Below are 18,947 nucleotides of genomic sequence, written 5' to 3'. Positions count from 1 at the left end.
CCTCACAGTGCAGGCCGAGTGCCTAGTTTGCCCGCTGCAAGGACCATGGCGATGGTAGGCCAACATGGCATAGAGCGATGCTGACCATGTGCGGAGCGTATTTAGGTCCCAGGTAGCCCGCCCTCTCCATGCATCTCTCAAGAGTTGCGTAGTCGAGTTCGCTCGGTGAATACGTTGCAATGAGATTTGCGGTGGGAAGCGACGACGATAGTGAGCCCTCGTTGGGCATGCGGGAGTCAGGTGCGATGCCCCACAAGAGCTGCATTCTCATGAGTTCGTGCAGCGCGGTAATTCGCACCACATAGGCCTGAGAGCCTGGCTCAGGCGGAATGCCTGTACCTCCAGTGTGTGAGTAGTAGTCGGGATCGATCGGAGGGGTTGTAGGACGCGAGGGGCGCTTTAGTCGCTTGAGCAACCTCCGTCGATACCCGGCGACCTCGAGAGCCACATAGGTGGCATAGTGATCCATCCATGCCTCTGACTCATCCGAAACGTAGACGGCATTACAGGGCCATAGATCGAGGTAGAAAGTCACCGAGTCGTAGGGTTCAACCCGTGCCGTGGCGTCTGTGCACCCTCCGTCAATTCGGAGAGGGGCTCCGGCAACAGCATTCTCGTCACTGGGCCGCTCTCTTGCGAACCACCGAGCTGGGCGAGCCCAGGTTCGAGCGAAGACAAACGATGGGCGCTTGACGGTGAATGGGGTGCGCCCGCCATTCTGAACTCGGACACGGAGCACTTGAAGGAACTCGTAGTCGCGGTCGAATCCTGACGTCGCTCCGAAGGCGCGCATTTCTGTCTGGTTGAGCACCAAGGTGTTCTTCTCCAGCCACACGACCTCAATCTCGAAAGTCGGAATTGCGCCACTCACGCGGTGCCCTCGAAGTGCAATCAGCGCTGCCACAATTGCGGCCACTGCTGAGAAAACCGCCGCAACTGCTGACCACAGTGCTGCGTCCCATGCACTGAAAGTAGCGCCCTTGACCACAAACCAGCTTTCAGCGATGAGAGTGATAGTCGAATTTAGATGCACTCGCCGATGATACACGCCTTCGAGGAAACAGGGCGATTCAAAAGGGTTCCATTGGAATCAATTCAAGATTGCAGAAAAAATGCAGAACTTGACTGCCCCAATACTGAAATTGGAACTGTGTCGCATCGCATTCTCAACAGGCATACATTCGACAATTCCGCCGCCCAGCCGCCACCGCCAAGTTAGTGTCATTCTTCTCAAGTCCACGCAAACTGTTGCGCGACAGAATCGCTGCAATTGTGCGCACTTCTCAACCGAGGGAAGCGCGCAGAACTCTACTCTCTCGGTGGCCACGCGTTGCTAAGCGAGCGTATTCCATGGCGCTCCTCATGCCAGTCCACGGTCACAGCGAAGTTCCTCGCAATTGGTGGTTACTGCTTCGTCAATCACCGGTGAAATGCGCGTGTCTCCAACGTGTGGACGGCCAGCCTCACAAACCCGGACTCAGCAGATCTGCCATAGAGCGAGTACCGGAATCGAGGTCACGTTCCATCTGGTCGAGCTCTTGCGCCTTCCGTACGCCAGACAAAGCCAGCAAAGCTGTGAATCCGAGTTTGACACCTGCGCGGCTTATGGCTTCATTGAGGCCAAGTAGCGCCGCCTCGCGGAGAGTCGCAACCAGACGCTCGAACTGTATTGCGCGCCAAGCTTTTTGGGGGTCAAGGCAGTGCTCGGTGTAGATCGACCTGCCCGTCCAGCCTGTCTCGCGAGTAGCCCGAAGCACGATGTCGCTGGTCATTTGCTGAAACACTGTGAAATTGAAGCCGCTGTCCTGACCGTGCTTCCCCAAAGTAAAGTCCGACATTACAAGGATGTCGTCGTCGGAGGCGCGGATCGCCGCTAGCGTTCTGTTGAGTTGCCGGCGCAGTGACTTTGGTAGACGTGCGACCACGAGCGTATCGGCGTCGATCGGCTCGTCGACTGTCCTGGATTGACCTTGTGAGTCGACGTGCCGCGCGCGGTAGCGGTATCGACCGAGGCGCCTCGCGACAAGTTCGGGTTCAAGGATGTGGATCTGAAAGGCAGTCGGGCTCGTTGCGTTCTCGTCGGTACGAAAGTATTCGATTTCGAGGTGCAATTCACCTTCGCCAAGATGCCAGAGCGCGGATTCCATGTAGTCGCGGAAGGAGTCGTCCAGCATGCCATGGCCGTAGCCGGTTGTCGGAAGCGCGTCTGCGATGAGTTGCGTAACTGCAGTGTCAGCTGGCTGTACTTCGAGTACGAAACCGCCGCCGGGGGTGCTCTGGTACGGCAATGCGTGAGTACGAAGATCTTCGAAAAACATGTGCTCTTTCCCGCGCGGTTCAGGCCGTTGAGCTCGGGAAGAAATAGGTCGTGCGGCGCTGTCTCCTTTCGGCCAATTGCGGTCGCCAAGAGAGCCAATCATCCCGTCAAAAGGGTGCTCAAACACTTCTAGACGCTCCTGTCCTGTTCGGCATCGTCCGCGCGGTATCGCGCGATCTGTGCGGCAAGGGACTTCGCCCTGTGACCGATGTCGACCCCGGGAGGGAGCTTTCCGACTAGGACTTCTGCGATGAACAGCGTGTAAAGGTCGTCGTGTAATCCGTAGTCGCCGGGAGCCAAGGCAGAAACTATTGGGCTTCGTTGCGGCCCCTTCATCTCTTCGTCCATGTCGAATCCGAACCCCCGGTTCCTACTGATGCCTCGCTCTTCGAACACGCGGTTCAGGCTAATCTGTCGACGGCTGCGCACGAGTCCTCCCGGGGTCATTGCGTAGGTGGCGTCGACGAACGTCGCAGCATCTAGTAGGAACTGTGCCAGCTCCGGCTTGCTACCGAGCAAGCGGTCCCAGATGTCCTTGATCTGCGGCCAGATTCCGTCGCCATCGAGTTCGTACATTACGAGCGCGTACCCGGCGAGGTCCATCACGGTAATGATTGGTTCGACAGCAAACGTCGTGCGTGCCCTTGCCCCCGCCTTATGCAAATCGGCCGCGATGCGGCCGCGCGCCTGATCCATCTCGAATACGCACGCGGTGTACATTTTCAGTCCACGGGCAGTATCGCCGCCGATGATCGCTTCGAAGGCTCCATTGACTACGAACTGGTACAGCTGACCATATAGATCCGGCTCTCGTGGGTCGAACTGTTTGCTCCAGAGGTCAGGCAGTAGTTCAGCGAGGCGCTCGACCATTTCGGTGTGCTCATCGGCTGCGTTGAACGGTGCCTGTGTCCGCTCGGGCCAGCCTTCGATACTTGTGTTCGGATTTCGGAACTTTCCGAGATGCTCTTCGGCTCGCCTGACGATCGGCTCGTGGTACTCGATTTTGTTGAACAATTCCAGAGATGCCATCCCGGTCACAGCAGCGAGATCCGGGCGGTTCTGCGACCTGAACAGGTCGACCTGCTGGACGGTCCTGTCTTTTACCTGTTTCAGCACGCCCGCCTCTGTCGCCAGTAGTGCTTCGGCCATGCTCCGAGCGGCGAGATGGGAGAACCACCACCTTGCGGTGATACGTTGCCCCTCAAGTTTCCTCTCGCGTTCGATTGCCAATGAGAACTTCTCCAACATCTGGCGCGTCTCCGTCGGGAGTTCGCCGCTATACAGTTTTTCCGGATTCGAGATGGCTTCTTCGAAGTCAACAGCAAGGTCTCTAGATGAGATTCTCTCGGCTGCGCGCGAGAGCCCAAGCAGCATTAGTGTGAGCGGTTGGACCAAGCTCTCGGCTGCCGCCATCTGATTCAGTCGAATTTCGTAGTCGGCGGCATCGCCACCGGCGACTTGGGGCGTTGTAGTTACTTTAGACACGACCTCATCCCACGCCGTCTCTATGGCGATGGCTTCGTCAATCTGTAGCCGCGCGGTGAGATTTCCTACTAGGTTTGCGATCGACCCGGAAACGGACAATGCGTTCGCGCCCGCCTGCGAACTGAACGCGATCGCCAGTGTCTGGCGCAGCAAATTTGCGACTTTGGACTCGAGCCACATGTAATCCGGCTGAAGTTCAGGTGGGGCGCCTACCGATGTGTGAAGCGCCATTTCAAGGCGGGTATGGTCTATTGTCAGCCAGTTCACGTGGCGAGGAACACGATCCCACCAGTTCGAGTCGGTAGGAATTCTGTATTTCACGGCCGAGTACTCGTAGACAACCTGGATCAACTGTCTCGTCAGATTTACCGGTGCAGTGGCATTTCTGAGTGGCTGGCTGGAAATCAACTCGGTCAGGTGCCTAAACGAGGCTAGCGCGCGGTAGGTGTCGAGATTCGCCTCTGACTGTCGCTGTTCGAGTGATCGCGTCTTCGGTCCGGTGGCAACGCGAATGCCATCGATGATCTGCTTGAGTAGAGGTGCGGAAAGCCGCGCAGGGTCGAAGTAGTCGAACATGTGCTTCGTCACCAACACGAGGCCGACTGCAGAAAGTGCCGTGAACGCACCTAGAGCAAAGAGTGTCAGACCAGTGACTTCATAGCCCATCGCTCGGTAGACGAGTATCGCTACGGCACCCGTTGTGGTCAGGACCAGCACTTTCAGATAGGCCTCGCTCGAACGCTCGCGAATGAACAAGTCGCGGACAACTCCCGGGACGGACCTGTAAATCGTTGAGGCGATAACGCCCACGGTTGTGTAGTAGAGACCCAGAAGTGTCGCGGCAATGGCCGCTGCCGCGCTTACGAAAGTGGAGACGGGGTCTTGCAGTCCGCCCATAGGGGGCGAGAAGATCGGTTGTGCCGCCCCCCACGATGTCTCGCGCATGACCAGGCAGACGAGTTCGACGGAGGCAAGGCCGAGAACAGCTGCGCTTATCGTCCCCAGGCTCCCGACAACGAGCGCCAAACCCGCTCTCGAGCCGCCACTAACTTTGCCAATACGTGTGCGTGCATGCGAGATGCGAGATCGCCACCGCCGCTTCAAGTCCTCTACACGCTGCCGACGCTTCCAGAACTTCGGCGTTCCGATTCGGCGCAACTGCCATGCAAGCATCTGGCTCATTAGCTCCCCCGATTCCGTGCAACTTGCCTGCTCGCTGAAGTACTCTGGCACTCATGTGTGAAGCGCTGGCTCGGGCTCGAGAGTTCTGACTTCATTGGTGGCTGACCTCCCCGCGGGCGGGGCCAAGCACTGCCGAGTCAGTGGTCGGTACAACAATGTCAGACACGACCCCTTTGCACGTGGCGACGTCTCCACTGACGTACCGCCCCGCAGGCCTGCGCCTCCCGTTGACGGTCATCGCAGTGCTCGACACAAGCATGAGGATCTGCAACAGCGTCGCGACAGGATATCGAAGGCGACATCTACGAAGGCAGATCGGCGCATGTGCCCATCCTGCCAGAACGTTCCGACACGTGCATCGCGCTGACAGGGTGATTGCTCCTGCTATTGGAGGCTCCGGCGCTCGGTCTAGATCCGATAGGTGTGCTTCGTCCGGGGCCTCCAGTGACCGCCGCAATGTCGCGACGGGTAAGACGAGGCAGCGCACTGAGCGGGCAAGTGCCACGTTCTCGCAACGGAGTGGCGTGGGAACGAAGTACATGGGAGACGGGCGTTAGCGGTCGATGGAGCGGTACGTAGGTGCAATTAGGTTTGCTGAACGGTTCGGTGACAACTTGACCTGCAATGACGAGGGTGGTTGCCGGGAGGCCTTCCCCTCTACTAAACACGAGTCGCTTCAGGACGTTCGCTAGGGCAAGGCGGCAGAGATCAGCACCCGAGTGAGGTGCGCCATCTTGCCGGTGAAGACCTGCGTGCCAGCGTGGACGCTCAGCCTTTGGTGTCAGAAAAGAATCCCGGAAACCTGACAGTAACCATGCGCGTAATCGTTAGTCGACTGATTCCCCGGCTGATCTCCGCTGAGTTGCTGGGCTCCGTTTCGTGCCGCAACCGTTGGACTATGCTGGTGTTCCCCGTGGGCGCCAGTATCGCGCCCAACGCCGAGCACTTCGGCGGCTTTCTCTCTCCGACAGTTCTCGCGTTGCAATGCAGATGCGCGGGCTCGGTCGGTTCCCAACACGCATCTCGCCGCATCGGCGAATGGCGTGAAATGACGAGCAAACGGGGATCACATGGAACCATCTGACATCGCCAAACTACGAGAACTCGCACTGCTCCTGGACCTGGCTTACCTGCACCATTTCATGGACAGCACCCGCACTGGTGCCGGCTACAAGTCCGCGGAGGCGACTGTTCGTCTCGAGTTTGGCAACTTCTGGTACCGCAAGAAGAACCCGACGGAACGGACCTTCGGGCCGGCCATAGAGCAGGTCGTCGTCTATTCGTCGGTGTTTTCGGCTGCCCGGGTGAGCTACTTCGACAGCATCGACGACGCTGTTTGTGCCGCCCAGGACTGGTACGAAGGCGCAAAGAAAATCCAGGACTAACGGTCAAAACTTCTCGTAGAGCCCAACCTTCTTGTGATCGAGCGAGGTTGGGGTCTACTACGGCCAAGCACTCAGGCCTCGCGGCGTGGGGGTTTTGTCTCTTTCAAACCGGGGATGCGTCGCCGAGTTCTTGCACAACCGCCTCGAACGCAGCTCGAGCGCTAGGGAAGCCATACGTGCCGCGGCTGAACGGCCCCCACGCTGACACAGACCACAGGTCAGGGCTGGCTGGCGATATCCAAGCGACGGTGTCGCCGGCTGGATCACGGACTGTCCATTGGCTGCCGGACAAGGTAGCGAACAGGGATTGCGAGGCCATAGTGATGCTCACTAGTGGCCAGAGTTGCTGTTGCCCGTGACCTGCGCCTTGTGGTTGGGGTCCAGCCGGTCCGCGTTCGCCTCGCAATGCGCGCACCAGTCGAGGTGATCGAGCGCAGAGCCGCACGAGGAGCAGAGCATTTGGCCAGAGTAGGTGCGGTTACTGACACGAAGACCATCCGCGTCGGTGGAGGCCACGAATCACTAGGCGTAGTCAGTGGTCAAAGCAAAGCGCCGATCCCACCGCCTCCAGTTAGAGGTGGTGGAACCGGCGCCATTGCGGAAGCTGGGACTTTAGTTGGCGGTCACGCCCACCCGGTCGAATCTAATCGCCGCCAATTGGGACGCGCGCCCAAAGACGAACCATGCTGCAGGTCCCAGAATGGGTATTAACAATATCGCTGCGAGCCAACCAAATTGAGCTAACCCTGGCGCCCGCACACTGCGGAACCAAGAAACTATTGAAGCCAAAGCAAAAATAGTTGCCGCTATCGCCGCAAACGTGAGGAAACCGTCGACGAAGTTCGGGACCAAAGGATTCACTTTTTACCTCCACCCAGAGGACGTTACCCCGTTGCCATTGCCGCGGACGAACTGAATGGCCTCTTTAGTGCTCCATGCGATTGTGCCCCATGGGGTTGGTACACCTCGCTTGACAACTACCTTACACCCGAAATCGGCAGTTCCCCCTGAAACGTACGAACCGTTCTTGGTGGTGCTGATGTCAGAGAATGGCTGATAGTTCTGAACAACTGTGCACGCATAAGTGAGCGTTTTCGTCGCGCTGCCGCCGGTGTACTCGTAGCTACCCGAAACTTTTGTCTTCGTTATCGTGACTCCGGCAAACTTGAACGTCGACGTATTTGAGATTGATTTTGATCCCGAGATCGCGGCCTTCGCCACGACCGTTGGTTCCTGCGACAGTTTGGTGGCAGTCGGGGAGAGTGTCTCCCAGGTAAAGTCGCCAACTTCGACGATTTCAGTGGACCCCTTGAGATATGAGATTTCCCGAGCGTCTGGAGATATGTCTTCAGGGCTTTCGCCAAGGAAATAAGCTGCTAAATCGCTTCGCTCGTCCGTGGAGAGATTGTCGAACTTGTAGAGGCTGTTCTTTGCCTCACTATCGCCCCGAGCCGCGTCAACGGCCAAGTCAGAGCGGAACTCCGCGAGCGAGGCCGATTCTCCAGTATCGTCCCGCTCGCTGGCGGCCGCAGGTAGCCCCGAGCCGAAAAGCAGTGAAGCTGTGGCCGCGACGGTAGCCACCCAAACTCCAGTTCGTGTCATAGTTGGTCCTTCTTCTTGTGTTTAGTCCACCACGTCGTCGTGGCTTCGTTCACTTGAGGTTCCGCACTAGCGACGACCGCAAGCTGTGTCACCAACCTATAGTTTGATTGAGTGCTTTGCCGGGTGGCGGAAGTGCAATTAGTCACGCTTGGTCGCTTACAGCAGCCCCCATATTCAATCTAAACATTGATACGGGTCTTACGATGGTCGGGGGAGTGAAACAAATGAGATCCCGGCTGGCGGCAGGCGCGATCAGCAGAACTTACTTCCCATGCTTCGCGCGATCAGCAGCGGCCTGCATCGCACGATATATCTTTGGGTCCACTGCGTTCCCGACGAGCTGTCCCTGTGGTTGCGGGTGGATGCGGCGTTGCTGCCGGAAGATCTCAGAGTGATTGAAATGTTCGACTGATCTGCTCGACAAGAGGTGCAGTTTCGACTGGCCTGTGAACTTGCCGCCTATGGATGGCAATGTCTTGTGCTGCGTAATCCAGCGGTGGCGTGAGTCAGCAATGAGCTGGTAGTCGATCGCGCGCCCACACGCCGCGGCGATCCAGTCTGCGAACTGAACATTTGCACTAAGTTGGCTGTCGACGTGCATTGGAGGCTCCACGATGAGCCTCATCTCTGGGTACTCGGCCCCGCGTCCAAGAATGTGGGCGTACATCTCGCGCAACCTCTCCTTGCGCGTCTTCTCGGTGATCTGATCGATGATGACCATCAGGTTGTCGCTGCCGTCAAGACGCTCGACATGGCGTGCGAGACGGTTCAAGGTTTCGCGCATCGCAAGGGACTCGCGCGCGACCACATCCAAGTGCGTCTGCTTCGGCGTCCCGATGGGCTTCTCGACTGCGTAATAGAACAGGTGACCGCCGAAGCCTTGGACCGTCCTTACGAGAGAGTCAAAGACGCGCAGTTGTTCGGGGTACCTGCCTGGCGTCTCGGGCCGGAAAATCTCAGACCCCTTCTTCTCCCACCTGCCGGGGTGGTCCGCGCGAGCGACGTTTGTGCTCCACAGTTGATTCTTCTCGTGCTGGAATTTGGCGCCGAAGTGTCGCGCGTTCCCATCGGGTAGGACGAAGCCTGCGTAGCCGAAGGCGGCGCTGGTGTTGTACCTCTTGTCGTCTCGGGAAACGAACGCGCCAGGTTCGCCGATCTCGTCAATGTAGGCCAGGTACATGAGTCAACTATGGCCTACTACTGAAACGCAGAAACCCACGCACTAGGCGTGGGCTTCTCGAATCGGCGCTCGGAGAACTATTTCATCTCTAGCTACCTGCTGAAAACTATACCTCAAAAAACTCTTTTCACGCTAGCGGTTTCTCTTGGGGGCAACGTTGCCCAACCCAGTGGGTTTTTCTTCGGGCTATCGATTAGCCAGAGTATCAACTAAGCGCGCTTCCGCCCTCGTGGCGGCCGCGGCGGCAACGGGTACCGCCACGTCTCGCGATCAGGTGAGCCCTCTTCGTTCCACTGCACTGTAATCGTGGAGTCACTCGTGCTCATCGAGCGCAACGCGAAGAAGGTCACCGCCTCGCCTGGGCCCAGACTTGAGACATCACCTTCGATATCACTTAACCGGTATAGCGACTCGTGACCCGTGACAATGACGTCCAGGGCGGACTTGCCGCCGATGTTCTCCAAATGGTAGGTATCGCCGGCACGATGTATCAACCGCCAAGCCACCGCGGCGACATGCGCAGGCGCGCTATCAATCCCGACTGTAAGCTCGAGCGCCTGGATGCTCGTGGCGATGCGACTCAACTGATCGATAGACAGCGCCGAGGTCGCTTCCGCTCGCTCGGCAGCCCGTTCGGCATTGGCTTGAGCGACTTCCGCTCGCTCGGCGTCCGCGCGCCGCGAGACGCTAGTGACGATCAATGCGACCACCGCTACCAGTGCCGCGAGTACCTGAGCCCAACCAACAGCAATCTCCACGCCACTCCGCTCGGTCGACAACGACGCGCGCGTCGTCAGTGTGCTTTGACGATAGCGCTTCAATCGAGTTTGAGGCTCCGCCTACGAAACGTTCCTCTCTCTTGCTACCGTCCGCATCGGCTCGCACACGAGGAGTGGGTGTTCTGTCCCGTACAACAACAGCAACCTAACTTCAGCCGGCAGTCTCCAACGTGACCGGGCTAGCATGACTGGAAGTAGACCGGGGGTGCTATGGCTTTGACCGAGATTCAGGTCTGTTCCACGGAGTCCTGCGCGCGAGCGGCTGCGTACACCACAAGAATCAGACCCGCGTGGTGCCTCGAGTGCATCGCGGATTTCTATAGAGCGGGCGGCGCCGAGCCATTGGAGCCGTGGCGCGATCACAAGACCCGAGTGCCAGCGCGCTGCTTTGAGTGTGGATACACGACCGCCTATTACTTCCAGTACGTGCTCAGCAAGACCACGGGCACCTTCACAGAACCCATTTGTCGAGTGTGCCACTGGGACAAGTGGGCGGAGCATTTGCGCGTCCACCGGTCACCACTTGAGACCGAACTCTTCAACCTCCTTGAGGCAGATCCCAACAGCGCCGAGCTCGCTCAGGCCGTCAACGACTTCCCGCAACTCGTAGAGTCAATCGCCAACATTTGGTGGCCGACGGAGCGAATCAAGCAAACACTGGAACTTGTCCACCACGACCTAGTCGCCAACACTCGCGAGCCCAACGATGGAACTCGACCAGTCATAGCCCGTTGCCAGCAATGCCAGACCGAGAGCGTTTTTCTCATGCGTCGAATGGATTCCGAACTGCAGGGCCGTTGGTGTGCGTGTCAATCGTGTGCGCAAACCAAACCGCGTGGGACATGCCCGCGTGACGTACAGATGGGTTTCGAACGCCTGGGGATGCGCGCGGTCGCCCCGCAAATCGGGACCGATGTGGAGCAAGACCTCGAGTGTTTACGATGTGGAACCCGCCGCTTCACGAGTCTGCGGCAGCTTCTGGGTGGCGTTGTCCCATGTTTTGAGTGTGACGGCGCGGCGAAGCCGTCATCCCCGCACAAGGTTTACCTTTTCCACTTCGCTCGATGGAACACGTACAAGGTTGGGATTACTGGCGCGTACAAGGACTCGCGACTTGTACTTCAAAAACAGCGTGGTGGTGAACTCGTAGACCTGCTCGAGGTTCCAAACAGAGGCACCGCTTTAGCCGTGGAGTCCAATGTGGTCCGGGCGGTGAGGCCCTGGCCGGCAACAGGGGAACCCGTAGACCAGCGCGTAGACGGGTGGACTGAAATGTGGGATGCGTCTGCCCCGATCGTGGTGCAACTCCGCACCTACCTTCCAGTCGACTACCAGGCGCCACGCGGTTCAACTGAGGTTCAGGAACCCAGGGCGAAGCCCGAAGTCGTCAATAGCTCTGGAGTCGAGATCGGAGCGGGAACTCGAATCTGTGTGACGGGCACCGCTCCAGGGGTGAGTCGTGCGGAACTAACTTCGCGGCTTCAAAGCATCGGAATCGAAGTGTCGCGTACGGTTAACGTCGATACAGACCTGTTGGTTGCGCAAGACCTCGACGTGACAACCTCCAAGATTCGACGAGCAGCCCAACTTGGTGTGCCCGTCGCTACGTATGAGTTGCTGATCGAGCAACTTAAACGCTTAGCGCCCGGGATCTAGCGCCGCATCAGCAATCAGCTCAACAGCCACCTGCCTGGGTAACTGCTCCTGCTCGATGCGCCTTGGCTGGCTGTGGCCTGGCTCGCACAGGTGCTCCAACAATGCAGCCTCGCCGGCGGTCAGGTGCGGTAGCGTCGGCGTAGCCTGCACGCGCAGCGGGGCTCCGCGGCGATCCACGCTGACGCCGCGGTCAACGTAGGTGTTGTACGCGTCCAGGTCCATCAGCAGCGTCTGTATGGCTAGCCCGCGAGCCCGGTACATGTTCACGATCGCCAAGCCATCGACGTCCATGTCGCCCCAATAGAGCAGGGCCGGCGCCTGCTGGACCCACTCGAGTTGGCTGATCAACACTGCGCCGGCGTAGCCGTCGCCCTCGAACACGATTGCTTCCGGCATTGAAGGCAACTGCTGCGCTGAGTCGACGTTCTCGCAGATCACAACGGTCTGCGGCAGGTACGCGGGCTTGTTAACGTCTCCGGCTGCTGCGACATCGAACTGCCTGCCGCCGGCCGCCAAATGATCAGTGTCGAGGTAGCGGAAGTTCGCTCGTTGTGGGCGGCCTGCGGTTAGGCCCAACTCTTGGAGACCAAGCAGCACTGCGATCTCTTTTTGCCGAGACAGGCTCAGCCACTTGGAATTCATGCCCGGCACTGGGACCTCCCGCGCGGTCATGCCGGCTGCTGGGTTGGCTTCAAACCAGGACACGGCGGCCACCAGAATGCTGAGGTCCTGCTCGCTCCAGGTGCGGATGCGATGAATAGCGCCTGCGATGTCGCTGGTCTTCACGCTAGGCACCGCGACCATTCGCAACTTGGCCATCCGGTCTCTGTCCCGGATCAGCTCTGACATCAGTCCGGCTACACGGGCAGCCGACTCGAAGCTGTCGATCACCAGCCGCGATGGCACAGTCTGCTTCAGCCCCAGTGACGAGCGCCGCGGCGCACGCTGGACGGTCAGTTCGTACTTCTCCGCGAAGGTTTCAATGCCCAGCGCCCACTCACGCACTTTGCCGAGCGACCGATCCAGGTCGTCAGCAGTGGGCTTACCCACAGTGAACGACCACGGTAGCGGTTGGCTGAGATCCTGGCCTGCGATTTCCTCGCGCCACGTCGAGCGCACTCTACTTGTGATCAGCTTGGAGACTTCAGACACCCTTCTCACTGGCTGGCACCCAGTTTCGCCTGGGCCTCTTCGTGAGTGAGTTGGTCGCAGTAGCCGCGGCCAGTGGAGTCCTTCGACATCACAAACAGCCGCTGCAGGTACGGCTCCATAGCGGAGAACTTCTCCACTGGCGCCGCGACGATGAGCTGGAAGCCGAGGGCCTCATAGGCGCGTACTGCGCGGCCGGTGAACTTGCCGTCGGCCTTGACGAAACCCTCGTCCAAAAAGACCGGCGTGTACCGGGTTCCGAGGCCGTCCGCGGATCCCAGGCGGAACCGTAGCGCCGCACCCGTGATGAACGCTGTGAGTTCCTGCGTCTCGCCGCCGGACTTCGCCGCGAACGACGAATACGTGGCGACCCGCTCTCCAGTGTCGGCCGACAACCTGTGCGCAGAGATCTTTACGTGACGCCGCACGTCGAGGATGTCGCGACGCAAAGTGTCCTCGGTGGTGCCGCGGCCCTTGTCGGCGCTGATCTTGTCGACCAATGCTTCGATGCGCTTGAAGCGCATCTCTATCTCACGGAAGCGCTTGTCCCCGTCGTCGGCGCCGTGCGCGTAGGGAACGTCGTTGGCGAGCTCGCGCAACTCCTTCTCCCAGTCCCGCACACGTGGCGGGATCCTCTTCTTCGCCTCGAGTTGCAGCCGGTCCTCCCCGGCGCCGAACGGAACCGTCACCAGGAGGTCGTTGACGTTCTTAATGCGCTGTTGAATCTCACCGCGGGCATCGCGGAACGTCAGCGCCAGCGTCAGCAGGTCATCAGCGCTCCAGGCCAGAGTCTTGGCGCACCAGTCGTCACGTACTCCGTCCAGTCCTGATCGCACCAGGTCAGCCAGAATGCCAGCGTAAAGCGAGTACTCGGCCACATCAGTCGAGTCGTTGGCTACATCGCCCCAGTTGCGGCGGTATTGGCCGAACGCGAGTCGAAGTGCGTCGCTGCACTTCACCATGGTGCTCTGCAACGGCGCGATGGACTCCAAGAGGTTGCGACGCACGCGTTCCACGGCGGATGCGAAGCCTTCCACATCGTTGGTGAGTCCAGACTTGTCTGCCATGGCGTCACACAGCGCAATATGCGCCTGCGTGAGCGTCACCTCGCCACGCTCTACGGCCGCAAGGTCGTCGTCGAGCAGTCGCAACTGGTCCTCATGCTCGCCGATCGCTTGCTTCAGCGCCTGGCGGTGATCCTCCGCACGCATTCGCGTGTCCGCGGCCTCTTTGGCCTCGGATTTGGCCGACTCAAGTTGCCCGCGCAATTCGCGGATCTTGTCGTCAGAGTTGAGGATCTGCTCAATCTGGTCGCGCAGCGACTTGGCATCGCGGTCTGCGGTAGCGACGTCAATGTCAGGCCACTGGGAGTACTGGGTCAGGGCCTTGAGCGCGTTGGAGCGCTCGTTGTGACTGGCGAACTGAGCGTGGGCGTCATCGCGCTGCTGGTCGAGCACTCGCATCTCGGCCTCAAGCGCACTGAGCCTTGACTCGTAAAGTTCGATCAGGTCTTCGTTGGAGAAGCCCAGGATGCGCCCTTTGCCACCGCCGTGCGCTCCCGAGTGCTGGTGGGAGACCTGGCCCGAGCGGGCGACGCGGGACTCATTGTCATGCGCTTCAAAGCCAGAGGCGTCTTCCACACACAGATAGCGTCCGCCCGCACGATCGATCCGGTCGATGAGCCAGTCGCTGTACTGGAACTCGAGGTTGAAGATCAGGTGCGAAATCAACCGGCGGCTGTCGCTGGTGTCAACGTGCGGTGCGCTGTCGGTCGCGAAGTCAAAATTGATACGGCGGTCGATACGCAGCGAGTCGAGGGAGCGTTGGAAATGATGACGCTGGCTGGCCGGCACTACCAGACGCGTAGCGACGCTTGCGAACACGGCCTCAGCCGCTTGACGCCAACCTTCATGCTCGGGCGGCACGTCCACGAGTTCACCGACGAACGGCAAGTCGTCTGGTGACCAGCCGACATGTGCCGCGATAGTGTTGCGGATCGCGTCGAGTTGCGCCGGAATGCGGCCTCGCCGGCCCTTCAGTGAGGTGATCTCTGCGTTGATCTCGCGGTGCTGGTCTTCAAGGCGACCACTTTGAGCGCCAAACGAGGTCAGGGTGGTCGTGAACTCCTTGCGCTGCTCGTCGATGCGCGCCGTGAGGTCGCCAAGGTTAGCCATCAGCGAAGCATGGTCATCACGAGTATTGATAGTGATACGAAGGAGCTTGATGTTCTCGTTGAAGGCCGTGCGGCGAACGCTGACGCGCTCTACGTGCAGGCGGGCTTGCTTCTCGCGCTCTTCCAGTGCGGTGAGTCCTTGGCTAGCGTCTTCGAGTGAACGCGTCAGCGCGACGACGTGGTCGTTGGCTGCCGTTTCTACGTGCTCGGCATGACGTGCAGCCGCGATTGCGTCAGGGCGTTCGCGTTCAGCCACGTCGAGCGCTGCCACTCGGCGGGACTTCTCTGCCGTAGCCGACCACATCGTGAACGGCGTGCGACCAGCGTGGTTCAGATGCAAAGAGTCCAGGTCGTCCAGACGTGCGCCAGCTTCATCAAGGTCGCGCTTGAGTCCCACGATGGGGCGCAGCACTGCCAGCTTGTCTACCGCGGATGTCATCTCCAAGTACGTCGTCTTCAACTCCGAGAAGGACTCAACGACGACGTCGGCCTGTGCGAAGGTCTCAGGCTTCTCCAGCACTACTTCAGAGAACAGTTCGTCGACGGAGCCGACGTCTTGACCCGCCTGGATGCGGCGCAGTAAGGAGACCACCTGGTCGCCGTCTTTGCCGAATCCCAAGGTGCGATACATCGCGGCATGAAAAGGACCGGGACCGTCGTAGGGCTGCAGGCCGAGGCTGCGCATCGCCGTCTTTTCGAAACGCGACTCGGCCGCCGATACCAGTTGCATGAGGTCGAAACGGCCCTCAATGGTCGCGCAACGCTGCTTGATTTCAGTGCGTTCACTGGCGCCTCGAGGAACGAAGTACGCCCGCACGATCGTGTACGTCTTGCCGGTGTTCGAGGTAAACGTCATGGCCAGGGCTCCCCAGCGCGACTCGTTGTCGACAGGGCGCAGGCAATGCGAGACGATCTCACCATCTGCTCGCTCGTAGTCGTCAATCTTGCCTGTCAGATAAGTGAGCTCGTTGCGCTGGACACCTGAGCGCGCACGCCCTCCGCCTGTGGCGTTTGACGCAGAGTTGAAGCGCACTGACGATGACTGCATGAGTGCCAATACAGCGTCGAGTACGGTGGACTTGCCCGTGCCAGACTCACCGGTCATCAGCACGGACTGACCCCCGAGTTCAACGGTCACATGGCCGCTCATGTTGCCCCAGTCGACCATCTGAATCGACTCGCCACGCCACTGCTCGTTGGGCGCTTTAGTCACGTTCGCGATCTCTATATCAAGGGTCTCAACTGTCATGGCGCGTCCCCTGGATCTCGTTCTGCATATCGGGGGCTGCGACAGGGCGCAGCCATCTGGCAAGTTCTTCGAGTTTGGAGATGGGTAGCAGGACCTCGATGACAGGGCTGACCTTCAGCCTCGTTGCATCCGGCCTACCGACCAGAACGTTCAATTTGCGTAGAGACTCCACTGCGGTGACTGCTCTGGCGCGGGCAAGGTCTGGACGGTTGTCTGCGACTGCGGGAAAGGCCATCACTGAGTCGATGATCTCTTCGACGTCGAGCCATGCTTCCAGCCGCATCTGACCGTCGTCGGTGTCACCGGTGCGCGCTCGCAGGAGCTCATCTCGCGCAATAAGCATGACGGCAGCTTCTTCGCGGGTGTACTGGCGGGGCCGAATGAGAGACGGCAGGTCGCCATCTTCCGCGGGCACCTGCCACTTCATCGCGATTTCCCGGTCGCGGTCGACTCGCAGTTCGCACATAAGGTCCGACAGCGCGCTGCGCACGTCACTCTCGTTCTCAAGTAGCGCCTGCCACAGTGCAGAGTCCGACTCGGAGGATATATACGTCTTGCCCAATAACTGCCTCAGTACGCGGCGCCCATCGTACTTCAGCGTGCCGGTGTCTCCCGGAAAGTAGCCTTGTGCTTGGTCTTCGCCGACCTCGTCAACGGTCATGGTGTGCCCCCAGCACTGTCGTTCGAAACATCGAACTCACCGCCATCGGTGAGATAGATCAACGGCACCGTGAGGCGCCTAGTCGAGCCGTCGCTGCGACGACTCAGGACGGTTTCGGTCTGACCAATTCCCATGCGCGCACCTAACGAGCGTGCCTCGGTTATCAGCCCAACGATTTCCACCGGTCGAGTTAGGTCGTCAGGTAGATGAGCGAATACTTCCCCCAGCGTGCGCGCCTCGTTGTCACGCACCTCAGACCGCATCCATTCGAGCACGACCCGCGTCTGCGGGCCACCTAACGACTTCAACTCGTCAACATTCAATCGCGCCCCTCCGACACCAGGGTCTGCGGTCGGCATCGCGGGAGCGGCGTACTGATCAGCTTCGGGCCATCTGTTGGGTAGCCGGCCAAGTTCCAGCACGCCCTCATTGAGGACATGCACATCGATGCTGTCGCGCGGCTGGGCTTGTTCCATCCAGCCCTGTAGCGATGCCATTGCTTCTTTCAGCACCCGCACCACTTCGCGATCGGCGACCGGATCAGATGCCCGCAGGTAACGCGAGAAGGTACCGGTGACGCGGCGGTGTTCGCCGCGCACGGTCTCGATGCCGGCTGCTAATTCCTGCGGCAGTCGGGACAGCCGCATCCGCTCGGTCGGAGTCAATGCCTCAGTAGCAGGATGGCTCAGCGTGATGTCGATATTGTCGGCCAGCGTTGCTACGCGGTCTTCGGATCGCAGAATCTCGGCGGCAGACGAATAGGCGCGGCCTTCTGCTGTGGCTGACAGGGCATCGTGAGATGCAAGGAACTCACGGGCGACTTCGCCTTGGGCAGCGTCGGCACCTCGTAGGCGCGATGCCACCGATTGGTGGTTGCCGCGGATCGCCTCAGCGACCTTCGTGAACTGCTCCGGCAGCGTGCTCGTCATGTCAAGCAAATGGCTGACCTGGTCGATGATCTCGTCGCGAGTGATCTCAATGAGTTCGCCGCCAGCCTCGAGGCGCTCGAGTTCGTTGGTCAACTCGGTGATCTGGTGGGCAAGTGACGCCATCCTGGCGTCTTTGGAGCCCGTCGTGCGCGCGGCAAGGTCCGCAATAGTCTCAGTGATCGCGGTCACCCGCGACTCGCCTAGTAGCGGGCGAACATTGGTTTCGTTGTCGACAAACTGCAGCACGGATTGCGCAGCGGAAGTCAAGCTCAGGATCCGCTCGCCCTCCTCGCCGTCGTCCGAGCGCAACAGCCGCTGCTGCAGCCAATCCGCTATGAGCGCGCGACCGTCTTTGTTGGGACGCTCGTCGGCCGGCGTATCCTCCAAGGCATCATCGAGCCTGACAACAGCGTGGTTGTAGTCGACCTTCAACCCAGAACCGTCGAACATGAACCGCAGCGCGGCCACTTGGAAGTCTGAGGTGCGCGAGCCGAGCAACTTCAGGACTGGCTTGTCGTAGGCCGTCCTGACTCGCTCACGCTCGACACGGATGCTTGGGCTAGAACTCATGCAGTGTCCACGGTCTCGACATCGCTATGGACGCCCACCCGTGACCAACCGTCTAAGTCGGGGGTGTGCCTCTCAAGACGGAACCGGGTCAGCGCCTCACGCAACGCGCGATCCTGTACAGGCCCAAGTTGCGCCAGCCGCACCGTCATCCGGTCGTGGTCGATGTTGTGCTTGGTAGCAAGATCAGGCTCAGCGTCTCCAGCCAGCGACGTGAGCGCGGTTGGCACAGAGTCGTCCATCTCCGAGTTGCACCCCAGGGCACTTAGGTACGCCAGCTCATTGAGTGTCCACTGGGAACGACGCAGTTCCAGCCGCAGCGCTCCGCGCCAAAGTCCCAATTCGACCTTGGCTTGTGTACCCGTGGTGACTTCTGAATTTATCCGCTCGGCGCGCTGAAGCAGCCAGAGGTTGAGCGTCGCATTTGCGGAGAAGCCGAGTAGCGGCATGATCGCCCCCTTTCAGTCGAGCCGTCATCGAGGAAACCACGGCATAGCCATATGACATTGGGAAGTCATGTGATGTTTATTCCATGACGTAGAACCTTTGTATGACCATACGATGCCTCGGTGCTGCACTGTGTTTATTTCGCGGTTGAGTTCCCGGAGTCGCCCAGAGCGAAGCCCTCGGGTC

13 protein-coding genes are annotated in these 18,947 nt (G+C 59.7%); 2 read left to right on the top strand and 11 right to left on the bottom strand.

Features of this window, described 5'->3' with window-relative positions; translation table 11 throughout:
• Window positions 1-1,463: 1,463 nt before the first annotated feature.
• Both ACQU6B_RS10175 and ACQU6B_RS10170 read right to left on the bottom strand, forming a co-directional pair.
• Window positions 1,464-2,318 carry a hypothetical protein gene (locus ACQU6B_RS10175; RefSeq protein WP_430867437.1) on the bottom strand — a complete coding sequence of 285 codons (855 nt, stop codon included), beginning with the start codon at window positions 2,316-2,318 and terminating at the stop codon, window positions 1,464-1,466.
• A gap of 128 nt (window positions 2,319-2,446) precedes the next feature.
• Complete coding sequence (locus ACQU6B_RS10170; protein WP_430867436.1) at window positions 2,447-4,984, bottom strand: hypothetical protein; 2,538 nt, start codon at window positions 4,982-4,984, stop codon at window positions 2,447-2,449.
• Window positions 4,985-6,054: 1,070 nt separating this feature from the next.
• Here ACQU6B_RS10170 and ACQU6B_RS10165 point away from each other — a divergent pair.
• A complete protein-coding gene (locus ACQU6B_RS10165; protein WP_430867435.1) occupies window positions 6,055-6,369 on the top strand; it encodes a hypothetical protein in 315 nt (104 codons plus the stop codon).
• 612 nt (window positions 6,370-6,981) lie between these two features.
• On the opposite strand, the gene ACQU6B_RS10160 is transcribed toward ACQU6B_RS10165, so the two are convergent.
• The 4 genes from ACQU6B_RS10160 to ACQU6B_RS10145 all read right to left on the bottom strand — a co-directional run bounded on the left by ACQU6B_RS10160 (window position 6,982) and on the right by ACQU6B_RS10145 (window position 9,909).
• The gene (locus tag ACQU6B_RS10160) at window positions 6,982-7,128 is read right to left on the bottom strand and encodes a PLDc N-terminal domain-containing protein (protein WP_430869235.1); all 147 of its coding nucleotides are present in this window, start codon (window positions 7,126-7,128) and stop codon (window positions 6,982-6,984) included.
• A 105-nt stretch (window positions 7,129-7,233) separates the two neighbouring features.
• On the bottom strand, window positions 7,234-7,971 hold the full coding sequence (locus tag ACQU6B_RS10155) for a hypothetical protein (RefSeq protein WP_430867434.1): 738 nt from the start codon (window positions 7,969-7,971) through the stop codon (window positions 7,234-7,236).
• 262 nt (window positions 7,972-8,233) lie between these two features.
• The gene (locus ACQU6B_RS10150; RefSeq protein ID WP_430867433.1) at window positions 8,234-9,151 is read right to left on the bottom strand and encodes a DUF3800 domain-containing protein; all 918 of its coding nucleotides are present in this window, start codon (window positions 9,149-9,151) and stop codon (window positions 8,234-8,236) included.
• A 209-nt stretch (window positions 9,152-9,360) separates the two neighbouring features.
• On the bottom strand, window positions 9,361-9,909 hold the full coding sequence (locus ACQU6B_RS10145; protein WP_430867432.1) for a hypothetical protein: 549 nt from the start codon (window positions 9,907-9,909) through the stop codon (window positions 9,361-9,363).
• A 231-nt stretch (window positions 9,910-10,140) separates the two neighbouring features.
• On the opposite strand from ACQU6B_RS10145, the gene ACQU6B_RS10140 reads away from it, so the two are divergent.
• Complete coding sequence (locus ACQU6B_RS10140; RefSeq protein ID WP_430867431.1) at window positions 10,141-11,586, top strand: BRCT domain-containing protein; 1,446 nt, start codon at window positions 10,141-10,143, stop codon at window positions 11,584-11,586.
• Here ACQU6B_RS10140 and ACQU6B_RS10135 read toward each other — a convergent pair.
• Genes ACQU6B_RS10135 through ACQU6B_RS10115 form a run of 5 tightly spaced genes read right to left on the bottom strand, consistent with a single transcriptional unit; the run spans window position 11,569 to window position 18,763 of the window.
• A complete protein-coding gene (locus tag ACQU6B_RS10135; RefSeq protein WP_430867430.1) occupies window positions 11,569-12,738 on the bottom strand; it encodes a Wadjet anti-phage system protein JetD domain-containing protein in 1,170 nt (389 codons plus the stop codon). The genes ACQU6B_RS10140 and ACQU6B_RS10135 overlap by 18 nt on opposite strands.
• A 5-nt stretch (window positions 12,739-12,743) precedes the next feature.
• Window positions 12,744-16,157 (bottom strand): ATP-binding protein, encoded by a 3,414-nt coding sequence (locus ACQU6B_RS10130; RefSeq protein ID WP_430867429.1) that lies wholly within the window; start codon window positions 16,155-16,157, stop codon window positions 12,744-12,746.
• Window positions 16,147-16,818 carry a DUF4194 domain-containing protein gene (locus ACQU6B_RS10125; RefSeq protein WP_430867428.1) on the bottom strand — a complete coding sequence of 224 codons (672 nt, stop codon included), beginning with the start codon at window positions 16,816-16,818 and terminating at the stop codon, window positions 16,147-16,149. The genes ACQU6B_RS10130 and ACQU6B_RS10125 overlap by 11 nt, the downstream gene beginning before the upstream one ends.
• The gene (locus ACQU6B_RS10120) at window positions 16,815-18,317 is read right to left on the bottom strand and encodes a DUF3375 family protein (protein WP_430867427.1); all 1,503 of its coding nucleotides are present in this window, start codon (window positions 18,315-18,317) and stop codon (window positions 16,815-16,817) included. Before ACQU6B_RS10120 ends, ACQU6B_RS10125 begins: the two co-directional genes overlap by 4 nt.
• Window positions 18,314-18,763 carry a hypothetical protein gene (locus ACQU6B_RS10115; protein ID WP_430867426.1) on the bottom strand — a complete coding sequence of 150 codons (450 nt, stop codon included), beginning with the start codon at window positions 18,761-18,763 and terminating at the stop codon, window positions 18,314-18,316. The genes ACQU6B_RS10120 and ACQU6B_RS10115 overlap by 4 nt, the downstream gene beginning before the upstream one ends.
• Window positions 18,764-18,947: the final 184 nt, after the last annotated feature.

The organism is Demequina aurantiaca (assembly GCF_050598105.1).
In the GTDB taxonomy this organism is placed as follows: Bacteria; Actinomycetota; Actinomycetes; order Actinomycetales; family Demequinaceae; genus Demequina; species Demequina aurantiaca_A.
The sequence above is the reverse complement of the archived record's forward strand: the minus strand, read 5'-3'. Positions and strand labels throughout refer to the sequence as shown.

Coding starts and splice junctions, on each gene's coding strand:
- ACQU6B_RS10150 (WP_430867433.1), bottom strand. CDS start 9,151: ATGTACCTGGCCTACATTGACGAGATCGGCGAACCTGGCGCGTTCGTT.
- ACQU6B_RS10115 (WP_430867426.1), bottom strand. CDS start 18,763: ATGCCGCTACTCGGCTTCTCCGCAAATGCGACGCTCAACCTCTGGCTG.
- ACQU6B_RS10130 (WP_430867429.1), bottom strand. CDS start 16,157: ATGACAGTTGAGACCCTTGATATAGAGATCGCGAACGTGACTAAAGCG.
- ACQU6B_RS10140 (WP_430867431.1), top strand. CDS start 10,141: ATGGCTTTGACCGAGATTCAGGTCTGTTCCACGGAGTCCTGCGCGCGA.
- ACQU6B_RS10165 (WP_430867435.1), top strand. CDS start 6,055: ATGGAACCATCTGACATCGCCAAACTACGAGAACTCGCACTGCTCCTG.
- ACQU6B_RS10170 (WP_430867436.1), bottom strand. CDS start 4,984: ATGAGCCAGATGCTTGCATGGCAGTTGCGCCGAATCGGAACGCCGAAG.
- ACQU6B_RS10175 (WP_430867437.1), bottom strand. CDS start 2,318: ATGTTTTTCGAAGATCTTCGTACTCACGCATTGCCGTACCAGAGCACC.
- ACQU6B_RS10125 (WP_430867428.1), bottom strand. CDS start 16,818: ATGACCGTTGACGAGGTCGGCGAAGACCAAGCACAAGGCTACTTTCCG.
- ACQU6B_RS10155 (WP_430867434.1), bottom strand. CDS start 7,971: ATGACACGAACTGGAGTTTGGGTGGCTACCGTCGCGGCCACAGCTTCA.
- ACQU6B_RS10120 (WP_430867427.1), bottom strand. CDS start 18,317: ATGAGTTCTAGCCCAAGCATCCGTGTCGAGCGTGAGCGAGTCAGGACG.